An 18,029-nucleotide genomic window follows, 5' to 3' on the forward strand; every position below is an offset into this window, starting at 1 on the left:
CGCGCGCTGCGATGCCTATTGCACGGTGACTTCGGTCCTCTCGCCTGCCTTGATCGTCACAGGCATTTCCTTGTCCTGGCCCTGGTCGGAGGCGTGGCGCACGACGACGTAGTCGCCGGCGGGGACCGTCTGTTGCCAGCTGTCGCCATAGCTCAGGCCGAGCGACTTACTCTTGCCCTCGATGTCCTTTTTCGATGAGAACACCTCGATCGAATAGGCACCGGGCGCCGACATTGCCAGCACGCCGGCATCGAGCGGCACCTTCACCTCCTGGCTGTCGCCGGCCTTGATGCTGAAGGGATGCTCGACGAGAGCGAGATCGAGCGTGGTGAGCGCCACATAGTCGTCCGGCGGCAGCCAGAACTTGCTATCCGGACCGTAGGAGTGCTCGACGCTCTCGCGCGAGCCGTCTATCTTCTTCTTGGCCTTGACGATCTCGAAGCCGATGCCGGAATTGTCGGCTTTGTCGCCGCCCGCGGTGTAGTAGGCGTTGAGCACAGCATGGCCGACGCCGACGACGACGTCCTTCTCGACGGTCTGCCCGGCGGCAAGCTGGATGGTCTCGGTCACCGTGCCGGCGCCGATCTGCACCGTCACCTTCTGCTGGCCGGCGGGCACAGTGGCTTTGGCTTCGCCATAATGGGTGGTGCTGCCGCCGGGATAGGCGAAGTCGACGCGCGCCTCGCCGCTGATCTCCGAGCCCTGGCTCGCATGCGGATGGATGACCAAGGTGCCGGCGTTCAGCGTGAACAGCGGCTTGGAGACCTGACCAGCCTCTATTTTGATCTTCTGCTCGCTCCTTGCCTCGTCGTCGCGCGCGACGACGACATAGTCGCCCGACTCGAGATTGGTCTTGAGCTCGCCATACTCGGTCATGACCTGATCGCCGCGCGTCCCGTCGGCCGCGGCTTTATAAATCTCCCAGGCATTGCCATCGGTGATCGGATCGCCGCCCTCGGCCACGACCACGCTCGGCATGAAATTGAATTCCGGCTTGGCGGGTTCGGGCGCCGGCGCAGGGGCCGGAGCGGGCTCAGGCGCGGGGGTCGGCGCCGCCACGGTCTCGACCAGCGCTTGCTGCAGCGCCTTCTCGTCAGAGGCCTGGATGTATTTGCCGCCGGTGTTCTCGGCGAGGCAGGCGATCTGCTTGCCTTCGTCGGCGGTCAGGCCGAAGCCGACCACGTCGGCGGTGAAGTCGACGCCGGTTTCCTTCAGCTCCTTGCCAAGCGCGCAAGGATCGCCGCCGCAGGTCTCGAGCCCATCGGTGATGAGGACGACGGTGGCTTTGTCCTCGGTGTACTTCAGCGCCTCGGCCGCCTGCTTGACGGCAGCGGTAAGCGGCGTCTTGCCGAGGAATTTCATGCTGTCGGCGGCGGTGGAGATCGCGCTTGCCGAACCCGGCTGCGGCGGCACGATCAGCTCGATATCCTCGCAACTGCCCTTGGTACGATGGCCATAGGCCATGAAGCCGATCTCGTCGTCGGCCGGCACCGACTGCAGCACGGTGCGCAGCGATTCGCGCGCGATCTCGAGCTTCGGCTTGCCGTCGATCTGGGCCCACATGGAGCCCGATGCATCGAGAATGATGATGACCTTGTTGGCGGCAAAGCCAAACGTGGTCATCGACAAAAGGAGGATCGCCGCAGCGACGCTCCGTGCCAGTCCCGCCATGAAAATCTCCTGAGTGTGCCCCCTGTCCGCGCCGGGAAAGCTATTTGAGGCGGCCTTTGGATACAAGCCCGGCGGCGGCCACATCGAGGACCGCTCAATAGGTGGTGCGACGCTCTTCCGAGGGCGGGCGGCCGAATTGCAGCCGGTAGCTTTGCGCGAAATAGGAGTGCGAGGTGAAGCCCGTGGCGATGGCCACGTCGAGGATCGGCATGTTGGTCTGGCGCAGCAATTCGCGCGCCCGTTCGAGCCTCAGCCGCATATAGTAGCGGCCTGGCGTCACGTTGAGGTGGCGCAGGAACAGCCGTTCGACCTGGCGCACCGACAGGCCCGCCGACTTGGCAAGCTGCACCGCCGACAGCGGCTCATCGAGATGGTCGGCCATCAGTTCGACGATGCGTCTGAGCTTCTCGGACTTGCCCGTGAGATCGCGCTCAGGGCCGACGCGCTGGCGGTCGCCGGCCGAGCGGATGCGCTCGTGCTGGAACTGGTTGGCGACGCCATTAGCGAGGTTGGAGCCGAAGTCGCCGCGCACAATCTCCAGCATCAGGTCGATCGAGGTGGTGCCGCCGGCGCAGGTGTAGCGCTTGCGGTCGATCTCGAAGACATTGCCGGTGCAGGTGATATCAGGGAAGCGCTCCATGAAGCCGGCGCGGTTTTCCCAATGGATGGTGCAGCGGTAGCCGTCGAGCTGTCCGGCTTCCGCAAGCAGGTAGGAGCCGACCGATAAAGCGCCGAGCGCGTTGCCGCGCCGGCCCCAGCTGCGCAGCGCCGCCAGCACCTTGCTCTTGCCCGGGAATTCGGTGGTCAGCCCGACCGAGACGAACAGGATGTCGACAGGCGGCATGTCGGCGACGGAATAGTCGATCTTGAGCGGCAGGCCGTTCGAGGCCATGACCGCATCGCCATCCGCCGATATCGTCGTCCAGCCGTAAAAGTCGCGGCCAAGCAGACGGTTGGCCGAGCGGAAGCAGTCGATCGCGGCGGCCAGCGAGAACATCGAGAATTTGTCGACCAGCAGGAAGCCGAACTGCCGACCGCCCTGAACGGGATCGCCCATGACCGGCCGTTCAACAGGAGCGGTAAGATTCGGCAAGGATGCTGCTTTCTGATCAGAAGGACGGCCGCTGCAATCCGGCCGCGAGGTAGGCGGAAGCTACAGTGTTGGCCATCAGCATGGCAATGGTCATCGGTCCGACGCCGCCGGGGACCGGCGTGATGGCGCCCGCGAGCTTGGCCGCCTCGGCATAGGCGACGTCGCCGACCAGCCGCGACTTGCCTTCGCCCTTCTCCGGGGCGGGGATGCGGTTGATGCCGACATCGATCACGGTCGCGCCGGGCTTGACCCAATCGCCCTTGACCATTTCCGGGCGGCCGACAGCGGCGACCAGGATATCGGCGCTGCGGGCCAGCGCCGGCAGGTCTTTCGTGCGGCTATGGGCGATGGTGACCGTGCAGTTGGCGGCGAGCAGCAGATTGGCCATCGGCTTGCCGACGATGTTGGAGCGGCCGACGACGACGGCGTTGAGGCCGGACAGGTCCTTGCCGCGCACGCGCTCGATCAGCAGCATCGAGCCCGCCGGCGTGCAAGGCACGAAGGCAGTCTCCATCTCGCCGGTGCCGAGCTTGCCGACATTGATGAAGTGAAAGCCGTCGACGTCCTTCTCCGGCGCGATCGTCTGGATGACCTTGCCGGCATTGACATGACCCGGAAGCGGCAGCTGCACCAGGATGCCGTGAACGGTCGGATCGGCATTAAGGTCGCCGATGATCTTCAGCAATTCTTCTTCAGTCGTCTCGGCCGGCAGCGTGTGCTGCAGCGAGTGGAAGCCGCATTCCTTGGCCGTGCGCGATTTCGAGGCGACATAGACCTGGCTTGCCGGATCCTCGCCGACGATCACCACGGCAAGGCCTGGCCGGGTCGCGCCCTTGGCCGACAGCTCGGCGGTCAGCGCCTTGACCTTTTGAACCACGTCTTCGGCGACACTTTTTCCGTCGATCACTTCGGCCATCAATCACCTTCAACACTGTTCGGCGGCCGCGCTCAGGCACGGTCCCCATTTCCTCGATCCAGCATCGCGACCCGCCAGGCGCCGAGCGCGCGCGGTCGAATGCAGCGCGGCATTTTCACGAAAATTCGACAGGGCAATCCCGTCAAAACGTCGTCGGATGCCGTAAACCCGAAACCGGCTGCTTTTATCGAAGGCTGCTTTTATCGAAGAGGGGGCGTTTTAGAAATAGCGGCGGCGCGAGCGGCTTTCGGTCAGGTCGCGCACCGCCTCGCGGAATTCGCGCAGGCTGGCCCTGATCTCGTCGATCTGGCCCTGCTGGTCGACTGAGGACTGGCCTGCTTCGGCGACCGGCGGTTCCGAGCGGGAAGAGGTCGACGGCGGGGCGTACGCATCCTCGGATGATCCGGGAGGCTGCGGGTAGTCCAGCCGATAGGAATAGGACTGACCTTGTGCGGGCTGCGTCTCGAAGTCACGCTCCAATACCGGCGCGTTCCTGGCGCTTGCAGACCGGTCCGAGCCGGCATCGATCGGCTCGTCCGACCTGCGCAGCATGAAGTTGCGCAACGACGAAGCCAGTGATCCGAAGAACCCTGGCCGGCCGGCATCATTGGCGGGGGCAGGCGATGGTGTGAACGCTGCAACCGGCGCGGATGCGGGTGGCGGAGGGCTCGGCGGCGCGCGATATGCCCTGTCCTCGAAGGCTGGTGCACGCTCTTCGGGCCTGCGGTGCGAGCGGGTGTCCGCCGTCTCGCGCAGGCTGGCATAGGCGCCGCGCAGCGCGCCAAGGCCGATGCCGGCGAAAAAGCCGGCAAGCAGGCCGGCCAGCGCCGTCACGGCGCGCGACGGCCCTTTGGCTTCGAGCGGCGGGTAGGCCTCCGAAATCAAGCTGACGTTGGCGGTGTTGATGTCCTTCTGCTCGCCGGTCTCCTTGGCGCGCAGCAGGAACTGCTCGTAGACCGAGCGCTTGGCGGCAGCCTCGCGCTCGAGCTCGCGCAGCGAGACCAGATCGTTGTTGACGTCGCCGCTCTGCACCTTGGCCTGCGCCAGACGCGACGCAAGGTCCTGCTCGAGCTGCACGGATCGCTTCAGGTCGACCTGCAGCGAGGACGCGATGCGCTGCAATTCGGCGCCGATGCGCTCGCGCGCGCCGGAAAGCTGGGCGTTGAGCGCCTGCAGCTCCGGATGGCGCGGCCCGAACTTGATCGCGGCCCGATCCGCTTCCTGTTTCAGCGCCGCGTATTGCGAGCGCAGCTCGCCCATCGTGTTGGAGTTGATCTCTTCCGGCAAGGTGCCGTTGAGAACCGCGTTGACGTTCAGCGCGCGTGCCGAGGCGGCGCGGGCGTTGAGATCCAGCGTGCGGGCGCGGGCGACGGAAAGCTGCTCATTGAGCTTCAGCATCTGGTCGTCGCTGATCAGATGACCCTGCGCATCGACGAGGTCATGCGTGGCCCTGAAATCCTCCACCTTGCGCTCGGCCGTCTCGACGCCCTTGCGCAATTCGTCGAGCCTTGCCGTGAGCTCGTCGGTGGCGCGGCCCGCGGTGTTCGATTGGATTTCGCTGGATATCTTCTGGAAGGCCTTGATCATGGTGTTAGCGATCAAGGCGGACTTGTCGGGATTTTGGGTGGTGGCGGAAACCGAAACAACGAAGGTCTTGCCGCCGCGCTCGACGTCGAGGGCCTCCGCCAGATTGCCGACCGCCAGCCCACGCCGGCGCGCCTCGTCGGCAGGGCCGCCTTGCGCATCCTGCCGCGACAGGATCGAGCGGAGCATCGACATCAGGCCGAAGCCGCCCTGCCCCTGGCCGTTGAATTCGGGATCATTGGTGAGGTTGAGGTCCGTGACGACCTTGTTGAGCACCGTGCCCGAGGTCAGGATGCGGGCCTGGTTCTCGACTATGGCGAGCGTCGCATCCGAGGCAATCACGTTCTGCGTCAGGTCGCGATCGGTAAGCTTGAGGTCGCGCGGGTCGATGATGACCTCGGTGGTGGCCTCAAATTTCTTCGGCGTCGACAGCGCGATGGCGATGACGAGCGCGGCGCCCAGGATCGTTGTCGAAAGAATCAGCGCCTTGGAGCGGGTGATGCCGCGCATGACCTGCATCGGGTCGATCAGCGGCTTCCATTCCTGTGCGTCCGGATCGTTGCCGGCCGGCGGCCGGCTTGCGTGACGAGGTTCGGCATAGCGCGGTTCGAACGCGGCCGGCGAAGAGTGGTCCGGGGGACGGCTCTCTTCGATTTGCGGATAGACTTCGCGCTCGGCCCGGTAATGCTCGGCCGGGACGGTTTGTGAAAGCGGGGCGACCTCAGGTCGGTCGGATTCGTCCATGTTCGCGGGTTGCGGGCTCAACCGCCCTTCGCGCTCGAAGCGCGCGGCGCGGTGGCGCGCCGCGGCGTCCTCGCGCCATGACGGGTTGGCCTTGTCGCCGATGGAAACCAGCGATGCGTCCGGGCTGTCCTCGCCGCGAACGGCCCGGCCAAGCTCAAGCAAAGAGCGCTCGCGCCTCCAATCGTCACGGTTTTCCCTGTCGACCATGTCCTAGAACTTACTCTTTGACGGCTTGGGAGCGGCGGTCGGCCAATCGTTAAATCACGCTAAACAGGCATGGAAAATAAAACGTTAATTTTGGGCTTCGAAAAGCAGAGTTTCTCGCCCTGATTGCAGTATCCCGTCCGGGCACCGGCGCCGCCGCCAGAACAGCGCGTTAAACTTTCCGTCTTAAGTTGACAGAAGACATGACCCAGACCAGCGACATACCGCAAAGGCGGACGCTCGCGCGGATCGGCCATTTCACGGCCGCGCGCCGGAAGCTGGTTTTCGACTATTTCTCGGCAATCAGCGGCGCCGGCGGGCGGCTGGTGTTCTCGCTTGCCTATTTCGTGGCGTTGGCCAACACGCTTTCCATCGCCGAATACGGCATGTTCGCCACGGCCTCGGCGGCGGGCGTGATGCTGTCGCGCGTGCTTGCCTTCGGCTTCATCTCGGCGCTCTACCGCACGGCGACGATCCGCCCGAACCTGATCGGCACCTTCACCGCCGGCTTCCTGCTGCTCGGCGTGATCTCGCTGCCGGTCCTCGCCGCCGCTTCTTACGGGATCTACCTCATCTTCTTCGCCGGCACGGTGCCGCTGTCGGTCTTTGGCGCGGTCGTCTTCGCCGAAGCGCTCCTGTGGCGGCCGGTCGAGGTGGTGCTGATCGTCAACAACGGCCTTGGCAAGTTTGGGCGCGCCGCCGTGCTCGCAATCCTGGCGACGGCGCTCCGGGCAATCGGCGCAGTGCTGTTCATACTGGCCGCGCAACACACCATCGGTGTCTGGTCGTGGTTCTATATCGGCGCCAATGCCGTTTCGCCGATCGTCGCCTTCGCCTTTTTCTACCCGCGCCAGCGGCTGCGTCTACGAACCGAGCTCTATTTCTGACGGCTCGCCGATTCCGTCTATGTGGCGGGGTCGGAGGTGCTGTTCTATCTGCAGACGGAGTTCGACAAGCTCCTGGTGCTGTCGATCGGCGGACCGCACCTCGCCGGCATTTATGCCATCATCATGCGGCTGGTTGACCTCAACGCAATCCCGATCCGCACCTTCTCGATGATGCTGGTGCAGCGCATGATGCGGGCACCCGAACTCCTGTCTCGGCTGGCCATCAAGAGCGGCATCGAAGGCGGCGTGTTCCTTGTCTCGACGCTGGCGCTCTTGTCGCTCGGCATCGTGCTGCATTTCTTCCCCAATGCGCTCGGCAAGAATGTCGCAGAGGCCGCGCCCTGGTAGCGCTGGCGGTCTGCGTGCCGGGCCTGCGCAATCTGGTCGAATACCAGGCCGAGCATCTGTTCGCCCGCGGCCAGACCGCGGTGCGGGCGGTCAATTCGGGTTGCTCGCTGGCTTGAAGGCAGTGCTGCTCACCTATGTGCTGGCCACGATCCCCGACACACCCGATCTGGTGCTGTCGCTCAACATAGACTTCCTGCTGCTCAATCTCGCTTCGATGCTGCTGACCTACTCGGCGATTGCTGTTCGCGGCGCTGAACGGATTTCTCGAAAGCTTCTTCTTCCGCCGCGCCGACCCCGTCTGGCTGCTCTTCGTGCTCAGCCTGCTTGGCCTGCGGCAAGTGTACTGCGGCCCCTCGCGGTTCGCCGTCCCGCCTGATCTGGCTGATCGATCTCCCGCAGACTAGACTTTTCCCTAACCGCGCAACCGTTTAAGGAAAGCCGTCTTTGCGGAGGTTTTGATGACCATCAGGCTCGTTCTCGCCGGTTGCGGCAATATGGGTTACGCCATGCTTTCTGGCTGGCTGAAATCCGGCAAGCTCGAGCCATCGGCGGTGTTCGTGGTCGAGCCCAATGCCGAGCTGCGCAAGCGCGCCGAAGCGCTGGGCTGCGGCGCCGCCGCCGACGCTTCCGCCATTCCGGCCGATGCCGTGCCCGATCTCGTCGTCCTCGCCGTAAAGCCGCAGGTCATCCGCGATGTGACGGCAAGCTATAAGCGCTTCGGCGACGGCAGGACCACCTTCGTCAGCATCGCCGCCGGCACGCCGGTCTCCACCTTCGAAGACGTTCTCGGCGATCTCGCGCCGATTGTCCGCTGCATGCCGAACACGCCGGCTGCGATCGGCAAGGGCATGATGGTGGTGTTTTCCAACCCGCTCGTCTCCGACGACGTCAGGCGTTTCGTCGCCGAGCTGCTCTCGGCGAGCGGTGTCGTGACGACGATCGAGGACGAGAGCCTTATGGACGCGGTGACTGCCGTCTCCGGTTCCGGCCCGGCCTATATCTTCCATTTCATCGAGGCGCTGACAGCTGCTGCCGAGAAGGCCGGCCTGCCTGCCGAGACCGCCAAGCTGCTCGCCATGCAGACCGTCTATGGTGCGGCCTCGCTCGCCGCTGAAAGCGAAGAAGAGCCGGGTGTCCTGCGCCAGCAGGTCACCAGCCCCAACGGCACGACAGCCGCAGCACTTGCCGTGCTGATGGGCGAAGACCGGCTGACCAAGCTTTTGACCGATGCGGTGGAAGCGGCGCGGCTCAGATCGATAGAGCTGGGGAAGCCAGATTAGACGGAATCGGCCGGATGCCCCACATTTCGTCGATCTCGTCCTTACCCATGGCCCGGCCGTTCTTGGCTGCCCTGGCCCCTAAGCCATCGGCGATTGCAGCGAGACGTTTAGCGAGAGGGAAGCTCTCGCTCTCCCGCTGCAATTCGGATTGAAGGGCTTCGATGACCGCCTCGGCTATCGAAATCTTGCGCTTTTCCGCGAGTTGTCTCGCCAGTTCGCGTGCGCGCGGATTGCTGATCCGAAGGTCCATCTCGCCGTTCCCGATTTTCTCATGCCAAGGCCAAAGTGCATTTTCGCTCGCCAGAAACGAGATGGCTAGGGTCTCGATGACCCGAAGAGTGAGGCGCCGTACAACATTTCGTCCTGCAGGCATCGCAACGCGTACAGCCTGGTCGTCTGATCAGGCAAGGCGTTGTCGGCGGTCAGCAGTTCGCCCTTCCTGACCGGCTTCAGCACCTTGCCGCCCTCGAGCAGCCCGACCGGCACGGTACGGCTGGCGCGCGCCTCGGCGACCGTCATGGTCCAGGAGCGATAGCAGGTCTCGCCGATGGCGTCGAAGATCTCGCCGGCCGCGAGATCGCGCTTGGCAACCGCGCAGACCTCGGCCACCGGCTTCGGCAGCGGCACCATGTCGGGCCTGCCGTAGAGCATGATCCGGGCCGCGGTCAGCGGCACCTCCAGTGACGTCAAGTGGTATGGCCTGAAGAAGCTGTAGTACGGGCCTTGGCCGACATGGAGGTCGTCCATGCGCTCGATAACGCGCGGATGCGTCGCCTCGACGATGACGAAGACGCCGGGTGCCACGCCCTTGCCCACCGTGTAGTCGACGACACCCTTCTTCGACAGGATGCCGCCATGCTCGCGCGGGATGAGCACCTTGGCGAGCTGGTCGCGATCGGCCTTCGGGCCATGCATGCCTGGAACATCGGGCACCAGGCCGGTGGCGTTGGCGATGGCGCACATCTCGACCATGGTCTTGGAGCCGTCGACGAACTCGACCAGCATGCGCGGGTTCATGTTCCGGCGCAGCGCTTCCTCGTGATAGTCGTCGGGAACGGCATCGTGATTGAGCGGGTTGTTCTTGCCCTTGCCGGCCGAAACGATGGTGTAGCCGAGCGCCGAGGCGAACTCGATCAGTTCCATGCAGCTCGACGGCTCGTCGCCGGCGCCGACCGAATAGACGACGCCGAGCCGATCGGCCTGCTGCTTGAGATAACAGCCGATGGTGACGTCGGCCTCGACATTCATCATCACCAGATGCTTGCCATGCTGCATGGCCATCAGGTCGAAATCGGCGGCGACGCCGGGCTTGCCCGTCGCATCGATGACGACGTCGATCAGCGGATTGGTGACCAGCATCTCGTTCGAGGTGATTGCGATCTTGCCGGCCTCGATCGCCCGGCTGACCTTGGAGGCGGTCTCGGCTTCGGCAGCCATTGCATCGTCGCCATAAGCGATGCGGACCGCATCGCGAGCCGTGTGCGGGCGGCGCGTGGCGATGGCGGCAACCGAAATGCCCGGCATCAGCATGCCCTGTGTGACCAGATCTGTGCCCATCTCGCCGGAGCCGATGACGCCGATGCGCACGGGACGGCCCTCGGCGGCGCGCCGGGCGAGATCGCGGGCAAGCCCGGTCAGGGCGACATTTGTCATACAAGAACGTCCATGCTTTGCTTCAGCCCGCAATACAGGGATCGATCCCCGTTTGCCAACAAAACCAGCCAAGTGCGGCAATTTCCGGCGCGTGCCTCGCAGAACTGGAGCAGATCTCGCGCAGCGGTTCGGCAGCTTTCAGGTGTTCGCGGCGCGACCGTGTCGGGGAACTGGCGGATGCTGCAGTTCACGCCAAGAATCGATCTGACCGCGAAAGTGGTGTTGGCTACCGGCGCCTCGGGCGATTCCTTTATGCAGACTTGCTAAGGAAAATGGTGATCGCGGCCGGTTGCAACTCAAACGGCCCTCCAGCCAGGACCAACCAGGCGTCGTTTCTGTGCCATTTTTGCTACATCCGCGGGCCTAATACCGGGAATCCTCGCTTTTAGAGCACTCCAAATCAATAAGTGCTCACATCTCCGAGAAATCTGATAGATACTCGCTGCAAGCTCTGGTGGCAGGCTTGGGCAAATAAGCGCTGACAAAAACAAAAGAGGCGCGGGGATAGTTACGGGGTAGAAATGACCAGGACGGGTAAAGTGACCGTCGGCTGGCGCGTTGCGCTTGCCGTCACGGTGTCGATGCTGGCTTGCGGAAGCGCCAGTGGACTCACACTCAAGGAAGCTATTGCAGTCGCCGTCGAGTCCAATCCTGAGATTGGGCAGGCGATCGAAAACCGCGAAGCCATCGAATTCGAGCTGCGCCAGGCAAAGGGCCTTTATCTTCCCAGCATAGACCTGGAAGGATCGACCGGCGTTCGCCGCCTGGACAATTCTTCCCGGCGCGCGCTCGGCGAGAAGGACGACGCCCTCTATCCGAACGAGGCCGACCTCACCGTCACGCAGACGCTTTATGACAGCGGGGCAAGGCGGGCCGAAATGAGCCGCCAGGCCTCTCGTGTCGACGGAGCTTCCTTCAGGGTGCTGGAACGGTCCGAATTCATCGGGCTTTCCGTCGTCCAGGACTATCTCGAATATATGCTGCAGGCTTCGATCGTCGTCGAAGCGAAGAAGAACCTCGCCTTCCATCAGTCGATTCTCGGCGACATCAAGCAAGGCATCGCGGGCGGCGCGCTCAACGATGCCGATCGGCAGCAGGCCGAGGAGCGGCTCTATGCCGCCAAGGCGCGGATGCAGGAGGCCACCGAAGAACTGGAGGCGGCCAAGATCCGCTTCTTCAAGAATGTCGGCAAGCCGCTGACCAGTCCGTCGCGGCCAGCCGATGTGGCCGGCGCGCTGCCGCGCTCGCTCGATGACGCGATCGGCCTTGCCAGGCAGAACAATCCGCGCGTCCATATGGCCAACAGCGACATCGACGCCGCAGCGTCGCTGGTCGACGCGGCGCGGGCGAAATACGGCCCCACGATTACCGCCGAGGGTGTCGCCCGGGGCGGATATGACATCGACGGCGACGACGGCGATACCAGCGACCTGCAGGCTCGGGTCGTGCTGCGCTGGAACCTCTATCGCGGCGGCATCGACAAGGCCAACGAGCAGGAGCAGATCCGTCGCACCAGCGAGCAGCGCCTTGCGCTGCATCAGGTGCTGCGCGAGATCGAGGAAGCCGTCCGCACATCGTGGGACCGTCGCTTCCGCCAGGCGGAACTGGCGCAAACGCTGCGGCTGCAGGCGGCCACCAGCGAAAAGCTGGTTGCGTCCTACCGCGAGCAGTTCAAGGTCGGACAGCGTTCGCTGCTCGACGTGCTCGACGCGCAGAACACGCGCTTCAACACCGCAACGCTTGCCGACACCTCGTCCTATGCGTCGCTGTTTGCCGAATACCGGCTGCTGGCCGCGACCGGGGAATTGCTGAAGACGCTGAACATCCAGCCGGCCAAGCAAGCCGCGGCCTACGCGCGAACGGAATTCGGTGTGCCGGCGACCGCCGATACCGAAACCTATGCACGCACGCCGTCGGAGCAGAAGAATGATCTGCCGTTCGACATCCTCGCGCCGGTCAGGAAAAAGTAGCCGATGTAAGCATCGATCTCTGGTCCTTCGGGGCGGATCGTGAATCAGCAGCCCAACATCGTCTCGCCCAAGGAGGCTTTCAAAGCCTGCTTCTCGGCGATTGCAGCCTATCTCGGCCGGCCGAGCGCGGAGACCGTGCTGTTTGCCGGGGTGCCGATTTCGGACACGCGTATCGAGCCGGACGACATCAGGCACCTGGCCGAACGCATCGGCCTCGAGGTCCAGGCGTTCAGCCATCGCGATTTCGTGCGTGGCCGCGTCGATCTTCCGGCCATCGTGTTCCGCGTCAGCCAATTGCCGGTTGCGCTGCTCGCCGAGATCGAGGCCGGGCAATATCTGACGGCGCCGCAGGAAAACGGCCGCACCACGATCGGCAAATCTGAGCTTGCCGAGAGCTACATCAGCGGCGGCGCTTCATTTTCGATCACCTATGCCAACACCGCCGAGGAGATGACGGTCGGCGCGGCGCCGAGGATCGAAAGGCGCCATTGGCTGACCGGAACGATGGGGGCTTTCTGGCGCACATATTCGAAGGTCGTGTTGTCGGCCGTCTTCATCAACCTCTTGGCGATCGCCTCGCCGATATTCACCATGAACGTCTACGACCGCATCCTGCCGAACAAGGCGATATCGACGCTCTGGGTGCTGGCGCTCGGGATCGGCGCGGCCATCCTGTTCGACCTGTTGCTGAAAACGGCCCGCGCCTCGCTCATCGACTATGCCGGGCGCAAGGCGGATCTGAGGATTTCCTATCTGCTGTTCGAGAAAGTGCTCAACTCGTCGCTGTCGGCGCGGCCGGGGTCGACCGGCGAATACGCGAATCGCGTCACGCAATATGAGTTCGTGCGCGAGTTCTTCACCTCGAACACCATCAGCGTCTTCATCGACACCGTTTTCGTCTTCGTTTTCCTGCTGGTCATCTACGCCATTGGCGGCTGGCTGGTGGTCATACCGGCTCTGGCCTTCGTGATCGCCGTCCTCGTCGGGCTGGTGACGCAGCGGCGCATCGGCAAGCGGGTCGCCGCTTCGATGAACGAATCGGCCCAGCGCCAGGCCCTTCTGGTCGAATCCATCTCCACGCTGGAGACGATCAAGTCGCTGCGCGCCGAGGCCTATCTGCTGCGCAAATGGGGCGAGCACTCGAAGAACGCGGCCAACACGTCGGAGAAGATCAAGGAGCTTTCGGCCGCCGCCGGCAACATCACCGGCGCCATCCAGCAATTCGTGACCGTCGCCCTGGTGGTTGCCGGCGCCTACGCCTTCTCGGAAGGCCAGGTCTCGACAGGCGCGATCATCGGCACCGTCATGCTGGCGGGCCGGGCGGTCGCGCCGCTCGGCCAGATCGCCATCACGCTTGCCCGCTTCCGGCAAGCCATGCTGTCGCTCAGGATCGTCAACACGATCATGTCGCAGCCGGAGGACCGACCCGACACGGTCGGCTTCGTCAACCGGCCGATCCGCAGCGGCGCGATGCTCTTCAAGAATGTCGGCTTTGCCTATCCGGGCACCGAAAACGAGGTTCTGAACGGGCTCAACATTGCCGTCAGGCCCGGCGAGCGTGTCGGCATCATCGGTCGCATCGGTTCCGGCAAGACCACGATGGGGCGGCTGATCGGCCGGCTCTACCTGCCGACCTCCGGAGAGCTGCTGCTCGACGGCATCGACATCCGCCAATACCACCCGTCGGAAGTCCGCACCGCGGTCGGCATCGTCGCGCAGGCCGGCGATCTGTTTTCGGGCACTATCAAGGAAAACCTTTTGATGGCCGCTCCCGAAGCGACCGACGAGGAGATCATAGACGCCGCGAAGGCCGCCGGCGTCGATGACTTCGTCTCGCGCCATCCGCGCGGCTACGACATGAATGTCGGCGAGCGGGGCACCAATCTCTCGGGCGGCCAGAGGCAGGCGGTGGCGATCGCGCGGCTGCTTCTGACCAAGCCGAAGATCGTCTTCCTGGACGAGCCGTCGGGCTCGATGGACCTCGCCTCGGAACGGCAGTTGATCAGGCAGCTCAAAGTGGCGTTCGACCGCAACACGACGCTGATCGTGTCGACCCATCGCTACAGCATGCTGGAGCTCGTCGACCGCCTCATCGTCATCGAGCAGGGCCGTGTGGTCGCGGACGGAGCAAAGGAACAAGTCATCCAGGCATTGCAAAAGGCGAATGCCTGACCGGGGTACGTTGGGGAATGTTTGCAAAAGAAGACCGACCGCCGTTTTTCGCGTCGGCGTCCGTCTATATCATAGGGGCGCTGTTCGTGGCCTTCACCGCCTGGGCATCCTTTGCCGAGGTCGATGAGATCGCGCGCGGCGACGGCAAGGTCATACCCGCCTCCAAGACGCAGATCATCCAAGCGAGCGAAGCCGGCGTCGTCCAGGAAATCGCGGTCAAGATCGGCCAGATCGTCAGGAAGAACGACCTGATCATCCGCCTCGACAACACAGGCAACACCTCGAGCCTGGGCGAGGAGCAGGCCAAGGCGCGGGCGCTGCAGGCGCGCATCGCCAGGCTCAAATTCGAGCAGAGCGGCACCCTCGAGGGCGCGTTCCCCTGTCCGGCCGATATCCTGAAGATCGCCCCGGCAATCTGCGACAACGAGCAGAAGCTGCTCGTTGCGCGCCGGGACAACTTCCAGGTGAAGCTGTCGGTGCTGAAGTCGCGTCTCGATCAGCGCGAGAACGAGCTGGACGAGGCAACCGCCAATTCCGACCGCCTGTCCAAGAGCCTGGCCGTCAGCGACCAGGAAACGGCGCTGATCGAACCCATGGTCAAGAAGGGCCTGATGGCCAGGACCGAGCAGATCCGCGTCGAGCGGGAGCAGACCGACCTTCGCGGACAGCTCAACCTTGCCGGCGAGACGATCAAGAAGAGCAAGTCGGCCATCACCGAGGCGCAGCTTCAGGTCGACGAGCTCGGCCTGCAATTGCAGCAGGAAGCATTGAGCGACTTGACGCAGGCGCTGGCGGACCTCTCGGTGGTGGACGAAACCATCCGCGGCGCCACCGACAAGGTGGCGCGGACCGATATCCGCTCGCCCGTCGACGGCATCGTCAACACGCTCGACGTCAACACACTTGGCGCCTTCGTTCAGCCGGGCGCGGTCGTGGCCGGAATCGTGCCGACATCGGAGACGCTGCTGGTCGAGGCGCGGGTCTCGCCGCGCGACGTCGCCTTCATCCAGCCGGACCAGGACGCGCTGATCAAGGTCACGGCCTATGATTTCTCGATCTTCGGCGGCATCGAGGGCAAGGTCTCGAACATCACCGCCGACAGCCTGGTCGACCAAAAGACGGGCGAGCCTTACTACCAGGTGCGGGTTGCAACCGAGAAGTCGACCCTCACAAGGGACGGCAAGGCTTATTCCATCATCCCCGGCATGATCTGCTCGGTCGATATCAAGACCGGGCGCAAGACGATCCTCAACTATCTTTTGAAGCCCATCAACAAGGCGCGTCAGGAGGCGATGAGTGAGCGATAGCGCCGCACGCCCCGACACTGCGCGCGACCGGCTGCTGCCGTCGCTCGCGGCCGAGGATTTCGGCCCGGAGTTCCGCGTTGTGGCGCGCGGCGGCGTGCGCCGCGGCATCCGGCTGGAGCGCGCCTTCTGGGCATCGCTGAAGCAGATGGCCGAAACCCGCAAGTGCACGATCGGCATGCTGGTCGAGGAGATCGCCGAGAATCACCCCGACCTGGGTAACCTGACATCGGCGATCCGGGTGGCGTGCATGCGGAGCCTCGCCGAGGAAAGCATGGAGTTGCGCAAGCTCGCCTCGATCCGGACGATCACCGCGATCCTGGTCGCCTGCCCCTCGCCCGCCTTCGCGCTGTCGTCGTCGAAAAAGATCCTGGCGTTCAATGCGCCATTCCAGCAATTGGTTAGGCGCCAACTGCCGAACGCACCGGGCGACGACGGCAGGCAGGACCTCAAGCTGGCGCTGGACCTCAACGTCACCGACGTTTTCGCCCGGCTCGACGCCAATGGCGAGACGCCCGTCACCACCGGCTTCGTCATCGGCGCCGGCGAGCGCCGCTACCGGGGCCAGCTCAGCGCCGTGCGCGCGCCGGTTACAGAGCCGGAACTCTTGATGGCGTTCGTCTTCAACGGGTAGTTCCCCAGCGCGGAAAATTTTTACTGTCGGATAGTGCTTGCGTTGGCAGATCGCATGCCTTGGAGATTGGCCGAAATGCCCATCGCTTCGGTCAATCCTGGGCGAAGCAAGGAGCGAAGCGACGCAGCGCAGACCCCAGGATCCTGTGCCGTGACGTTAAGGTGTTGCCACGGTGCAGAATTCTGCTCCGCTGCGGTCCTCGGCCGAGGTAACGGTATGGATCCTCGGGTCTTCGCTCGCTTCGCCCAAGGATGACGAAGACACGAAGGCATCGGTCAATTTCGGACGGCTGCGATGCGCTTTCCTTGAATTGCTCTGACCGACAGGCAGCCTATTTCGGACCGACGCCGGTACCCGCGGGAGCGATCGTCGTTCCAGGCGAAGAGCCTTCGCCGGGCGCCACTGTCGTGAAACCGCCGGCGGTGTCTGCGATCTGCGCGCCGGACCTCGATCCGTGGATCCAGGCGCGATCGGTGCTGAAGGAATAGAGCGGGACGTAATCGGGAAGATCGCTGTCCATCGCCACATTGTTGCTGAGGCTGTCCAGGATGAAGGCGCCGCTTCCCGTGCTCACGGACAGGACGGCGTGGAAAAATTTCCGGCGGCGATCCTGCAGCACGACGAGCGACATGCTCTGCGCCGGGATCCCGGCGCGCAACAGCGCCGCCATCTTCAGTATGGCGAAATCCTCGCAGTCGCCGGCGCGATGCGCGAGGATCTCCGACGGCTTCGCCCAGTAGTCGAGCTTGCCGTAGACGACGCTGTCCTTGCGATAGGCGATCAGGCGGTTGATGCTGCTGTTGACGAAGGCCAGCTTGTCGCGGAAGCCCTTGTTGCCGGCGATGTCGACAATCCCGGCAAAAGCCGCGTTCTCACGATCGCAGGCGCTGCCTGGCGTGCAGTCGAGGATCGCCTTGTAAATGGGGGCCCAGCGCGCGGCGACCGGGAAGTTGTGCATGGACAAGGCGACCGACCCGAACACGCCCGGAATGATCGCCCCAGTCTGGATCGGGTCAACCTGGATCGGATCGATGCCGGGGGCGGCCCCTCCGTTCGAAGAACCTGCCGCCGGGTGGGCATCGAGGGCTCCATAGGCGCTGACGACACCGGTGATCCGGTAGGCGGCGATGGGCTGCCAGGGCTGCAATCTGGCCAGCGAAACACCGCCGAGAAGGATGGGCGCAGATACCGTCTGGGGGGCGGGATTTCCAACGGATATCGCGCTGGCGGATGACGCATTCGGCAGACCGGCGAGGCCGATTGCCAGCAGCAGAACCTTGATCCCCGACGTCCCCGAAGCAGCTTTTTGTATTTTCATAACGCCCACCTTTGACTGTGGACGCTACCGATCTTGTCTCAAATTATCGGAAAGGAAGGTGGGTAAAGTTACGCGAATCAATCTATGCTGCTTTGTGTCAAATTTTATTCAAATTTATACTTTCGTTTATCGGACCGGTGCCGCGTTTCCCAACCAGCCCGACGCCGCCTCCGGGAATGCATATCCGGGTATATCATGGCGATTTACCAAGTGTAAAAAATGCAAATCTCTACATATTCCAGTATATGAAA

The 18,029-nt window shown here is 63.8% G+C and carries 12 protein-coding genes and 1 pseudogene; 6 read left to right on the forward strand and 7 right to left on the reverse strand.

Features of this window, described 5'->3' with window-relative positions:
• Positions 1–15: 15 nt before the first annotated feature.
• The 4 genes from EH240_RS10805 to EH240_RS10820 form a co-directional block, all read right to left on the reverse strand.
• A complete protein-coding gene (locus EH240_RS10805; protein WP_124997972.1) occupies positions 16–1,671 on the reverse strand; it encodes a vWA domain-containing protein in 1,656 nt (551 codons plus the stop codon).
• Between the two features lie 94 nt (positions 1,672–1,765).
• Complete coding sequence (locus EH240_RS10810; RefSeq protein ID WP_124997974.1) at positions 1,766–2,728, reverse strand: GlxA family transcriptional regulator; 963 nt, start codon at positions 2,726–2,728, stop codon at positions 1,766–1,768.
• Between the two features lie 52 nt (positions 2,729–2,780).
• Positions 2,781–3,680 carry a bifunctional methylenetetrahydrofolate dehydrogenase/methenyltetrahydrofolate cyclohydrolase FolD gene (folD, locus tag EH240_RS10815; RefSeq protein ID WP_124997976.1) on the reverse strand — a complete coding sequence of 300 codons (900 nt, stop codon included), beginning with the start codon at positions 3,678–3,680 and terminating at the stop codon, positions 2,781–2,783.
• A 219-nt stretch (positions 3,681–3,899) separates the two neighbouring features.
• A complete protein-coding gene (locus EH240_RS10820) occupies positions 3,900–6,215 on the reverse strand; it encodes a GumC family protein (protein ID WP_124997978.1) in 2,316 nt (771 codons plus the stop codon).
• Positions 6,216–6,415: 200 nt separating this feature from the next.
• Here EH240_RS10820 and EH240_RS10825 point away from each other — a divergent pair.
• A pseudogene (locus tag EH240_RS10825) lies at positions 6,416–7,685 on the forward strand (lipopolysaccharide biosynthesis protein); the annotation flags it as partial.
• Positions 7,686–7,905: 220 nt separating this feature from the next.
• Positions 7,906–8,727 (forward strand): pyrroline-5-carboxylate reductase, encoded by an 822-nt coding sequence (gene proC / locus EH240_RS10835; RefSeq protein WP_124997980.1) that lies wholly within the window; start codon positions 7,906–7,908, stop codon positions 8,725–8,727.
• Here the strand turns inward: proC and EH240_RS10840 are convergent.
• Together EH240_RS10840 and EH240_RS10845 are read right to left on the reverse strand one after the other, a co-directional pair.
• Positions 8,696–8,977, reverse strand: a complete 282-nt coding sequence (locus tag EH240_RS10840; RefSeq protein ID WP_124997982.1) for a type II toxin-antitoxin system VapB family antitoxin — start codon at positions 8,975–8,977, stop codon at positions 8,696–8,698. The genes proC and EH240_RS10840 overlap by 32 nt on opposite strands.
• Before the next feature lie 65 nt (positions 8,978–9,042).
• Positions 9,043–10,380, reverse strand: a complete 1,338-nt coding sequence (locus EH240_RS10845; RefSeq protein WP_124997984.1) for an NAD(P)H-dependent oxidoreductase — start codon at positions 10,378–10,380, stop codon at positions 9,043–9,045.
• A 581-nt stretch (positions 10,381–10,961) separates the two neighbouring features.
• Between EH240_RS10845 and EH240_RS10850 the strand changes: the two genes are divergently transcribed.
• Genes EH240_RS10850 through EH240_RS10865 form a run of 4 tightly spaced genes read left to right on the forward strand, consistent with a single transcriptional unit; the run spans position 10,962 to position 16,460 of the window.
• The gene (locus EH240_RS10850) at positions 10,962–12,350 is read left to right on the forward strand and encodes a TolC family protein (protein ID WP_425374785.1); all 1,389 of its coding nucleotides are present in this window, start codon (positions 10,962–10,964) and stop codon (positions 12,348–12,350) included.
• Between the two features lie 39 nt (positions 12,351–12,389).
• On the forward strand, positions 12,390–14,522 hold the full coding sequence (locus EH240_RS10855; protein ID WP_124997988.1) for a type I secretion system permease/ATPase: 2,133 nt from the start codon (positions 12,390–12,392) through the stop codon (positions 14,520–14,522).
• Between the two features lie 17 nt (positions 14,523–14,539).
• Entirely contained in the window at positions 14,540–15,829 is a 1,290-nt protein-coding gene (locus EH240_RS10860) for an HlyD family type I secretion periplasmic adaptor subunit (RefSeq protein ID WP_124997990.1), read from the forward strand.
• Entirely contained in the window at positions 15,819–16,460 is a 642-nt protein-coding gene (locus EH240_RS10865; protein ID WP_124997992.1) for a ribbon-helix-helix domain-containing protein, read from the forward strand. The genes EH240_RS10860 and EH240_RS10865 overlap by 11 nt, the downstream gene beginning before the upstream one ends.
• 331 nt (positions 16,461–16,791) lie before the next feature.
• On the opposite strand, the gene EH240_RS10870 is transcribed toward EH240_RS10865, so the two are convergent.
• On the reverse strand, positions 16,792–17,778 hold the full coding sequence (locus EH240_RS10870; protein ID WP_124997994.1) for a transglutaminase-like cysteine peptidase: 987 nt from the start codon (positions 17,776–17,778) through the stop codon (positions 16,792–16,794).
• Positions 17,779–18,029: the final 251 nt, after the last annotated feature.

Source organism: Mesorhizobium tamadayense, from assembly GCF_003863365.1.
GTDB classification, from domain to species: Bacteria; Pseudomonadota; Alphaproteobacteria; order Rhizobiales; family Rhizobiaceae; genus Mesorhizobium; species Mesorhizobium tamadayense.

Bases quoted from the DNA above. Each gene is read 5' to 3' on its own strand.
- EH240_RS10820 (WP_124997978.1), bottom strand. From the start codon at position 6,215: ATGGTCGACAGGGAAAACCGTGACGATTGGAGGCGCGAGCGCTCTTTG.
- proC (WP_124997980.1), top strand. From the start codon at position 7,906: ATGACCATCAGGCTCGTTCTCGCCGGTTGCGGCAATATGGGTTACGCC.
- EH240_RS10840 (WP_124997982.1), bottom strand. From the start codon at position 8,977: ATGGACCTTCGGATCAGCAATCCGCGCGCACGCGAACTGGCGAGACAA.
- EH240_RS10810 (WP_124997974.1), bottom strand. From the start codon at position 2,728: ATGGGCGATCCCGTTCAGGGCGGTCGGCAGTTCGGCTTCCTGCTGGTC.
- EH240_RS10870 (WP_124997994.1), bottom strand. From the start codon at position 17,778: ATGAAAATACAAAAAGCTGCTTCGGGGACGTCGGGGATCAAGGTTCTG.
- EH240_RS10850 (WP_425374785.1), top strand. From the start codon at position 10,962: ATGCTGGCTTGCGGAAGCGCCAGTGGACTCACACTCAAGGAAGCTATT.
- EH240_RS10860 (WP_124997990.1), top strand. From the start codon at position 14,540: ATGTTTGCAAAAGAAGACCGACCGCCGTTTTTCGCGTCGGCGTCCGTC.
- folD (WP_124997976.1), bottom strand. From the start codon at position 3,680: ATGGCCGAAGTGATCGACGGAAAAAGTGTCGCCGAAGACGTGGTTCAA.
- EH240_RS10805 (WP_124997972.1), bottom strand. From the start codon at position 1,671: ATGGCGGGACTGGCACGGAGCGTCGCTGCGGCGATCCTCCTTTTGTCG.
- EH240_RS10845 (WP_124997984.1), bottom strand. From the start codon at position 10,380: ATGACAAATGTCGCCCTGACCGGGCTTGCCCGCGATCTCGCCCGGCGC.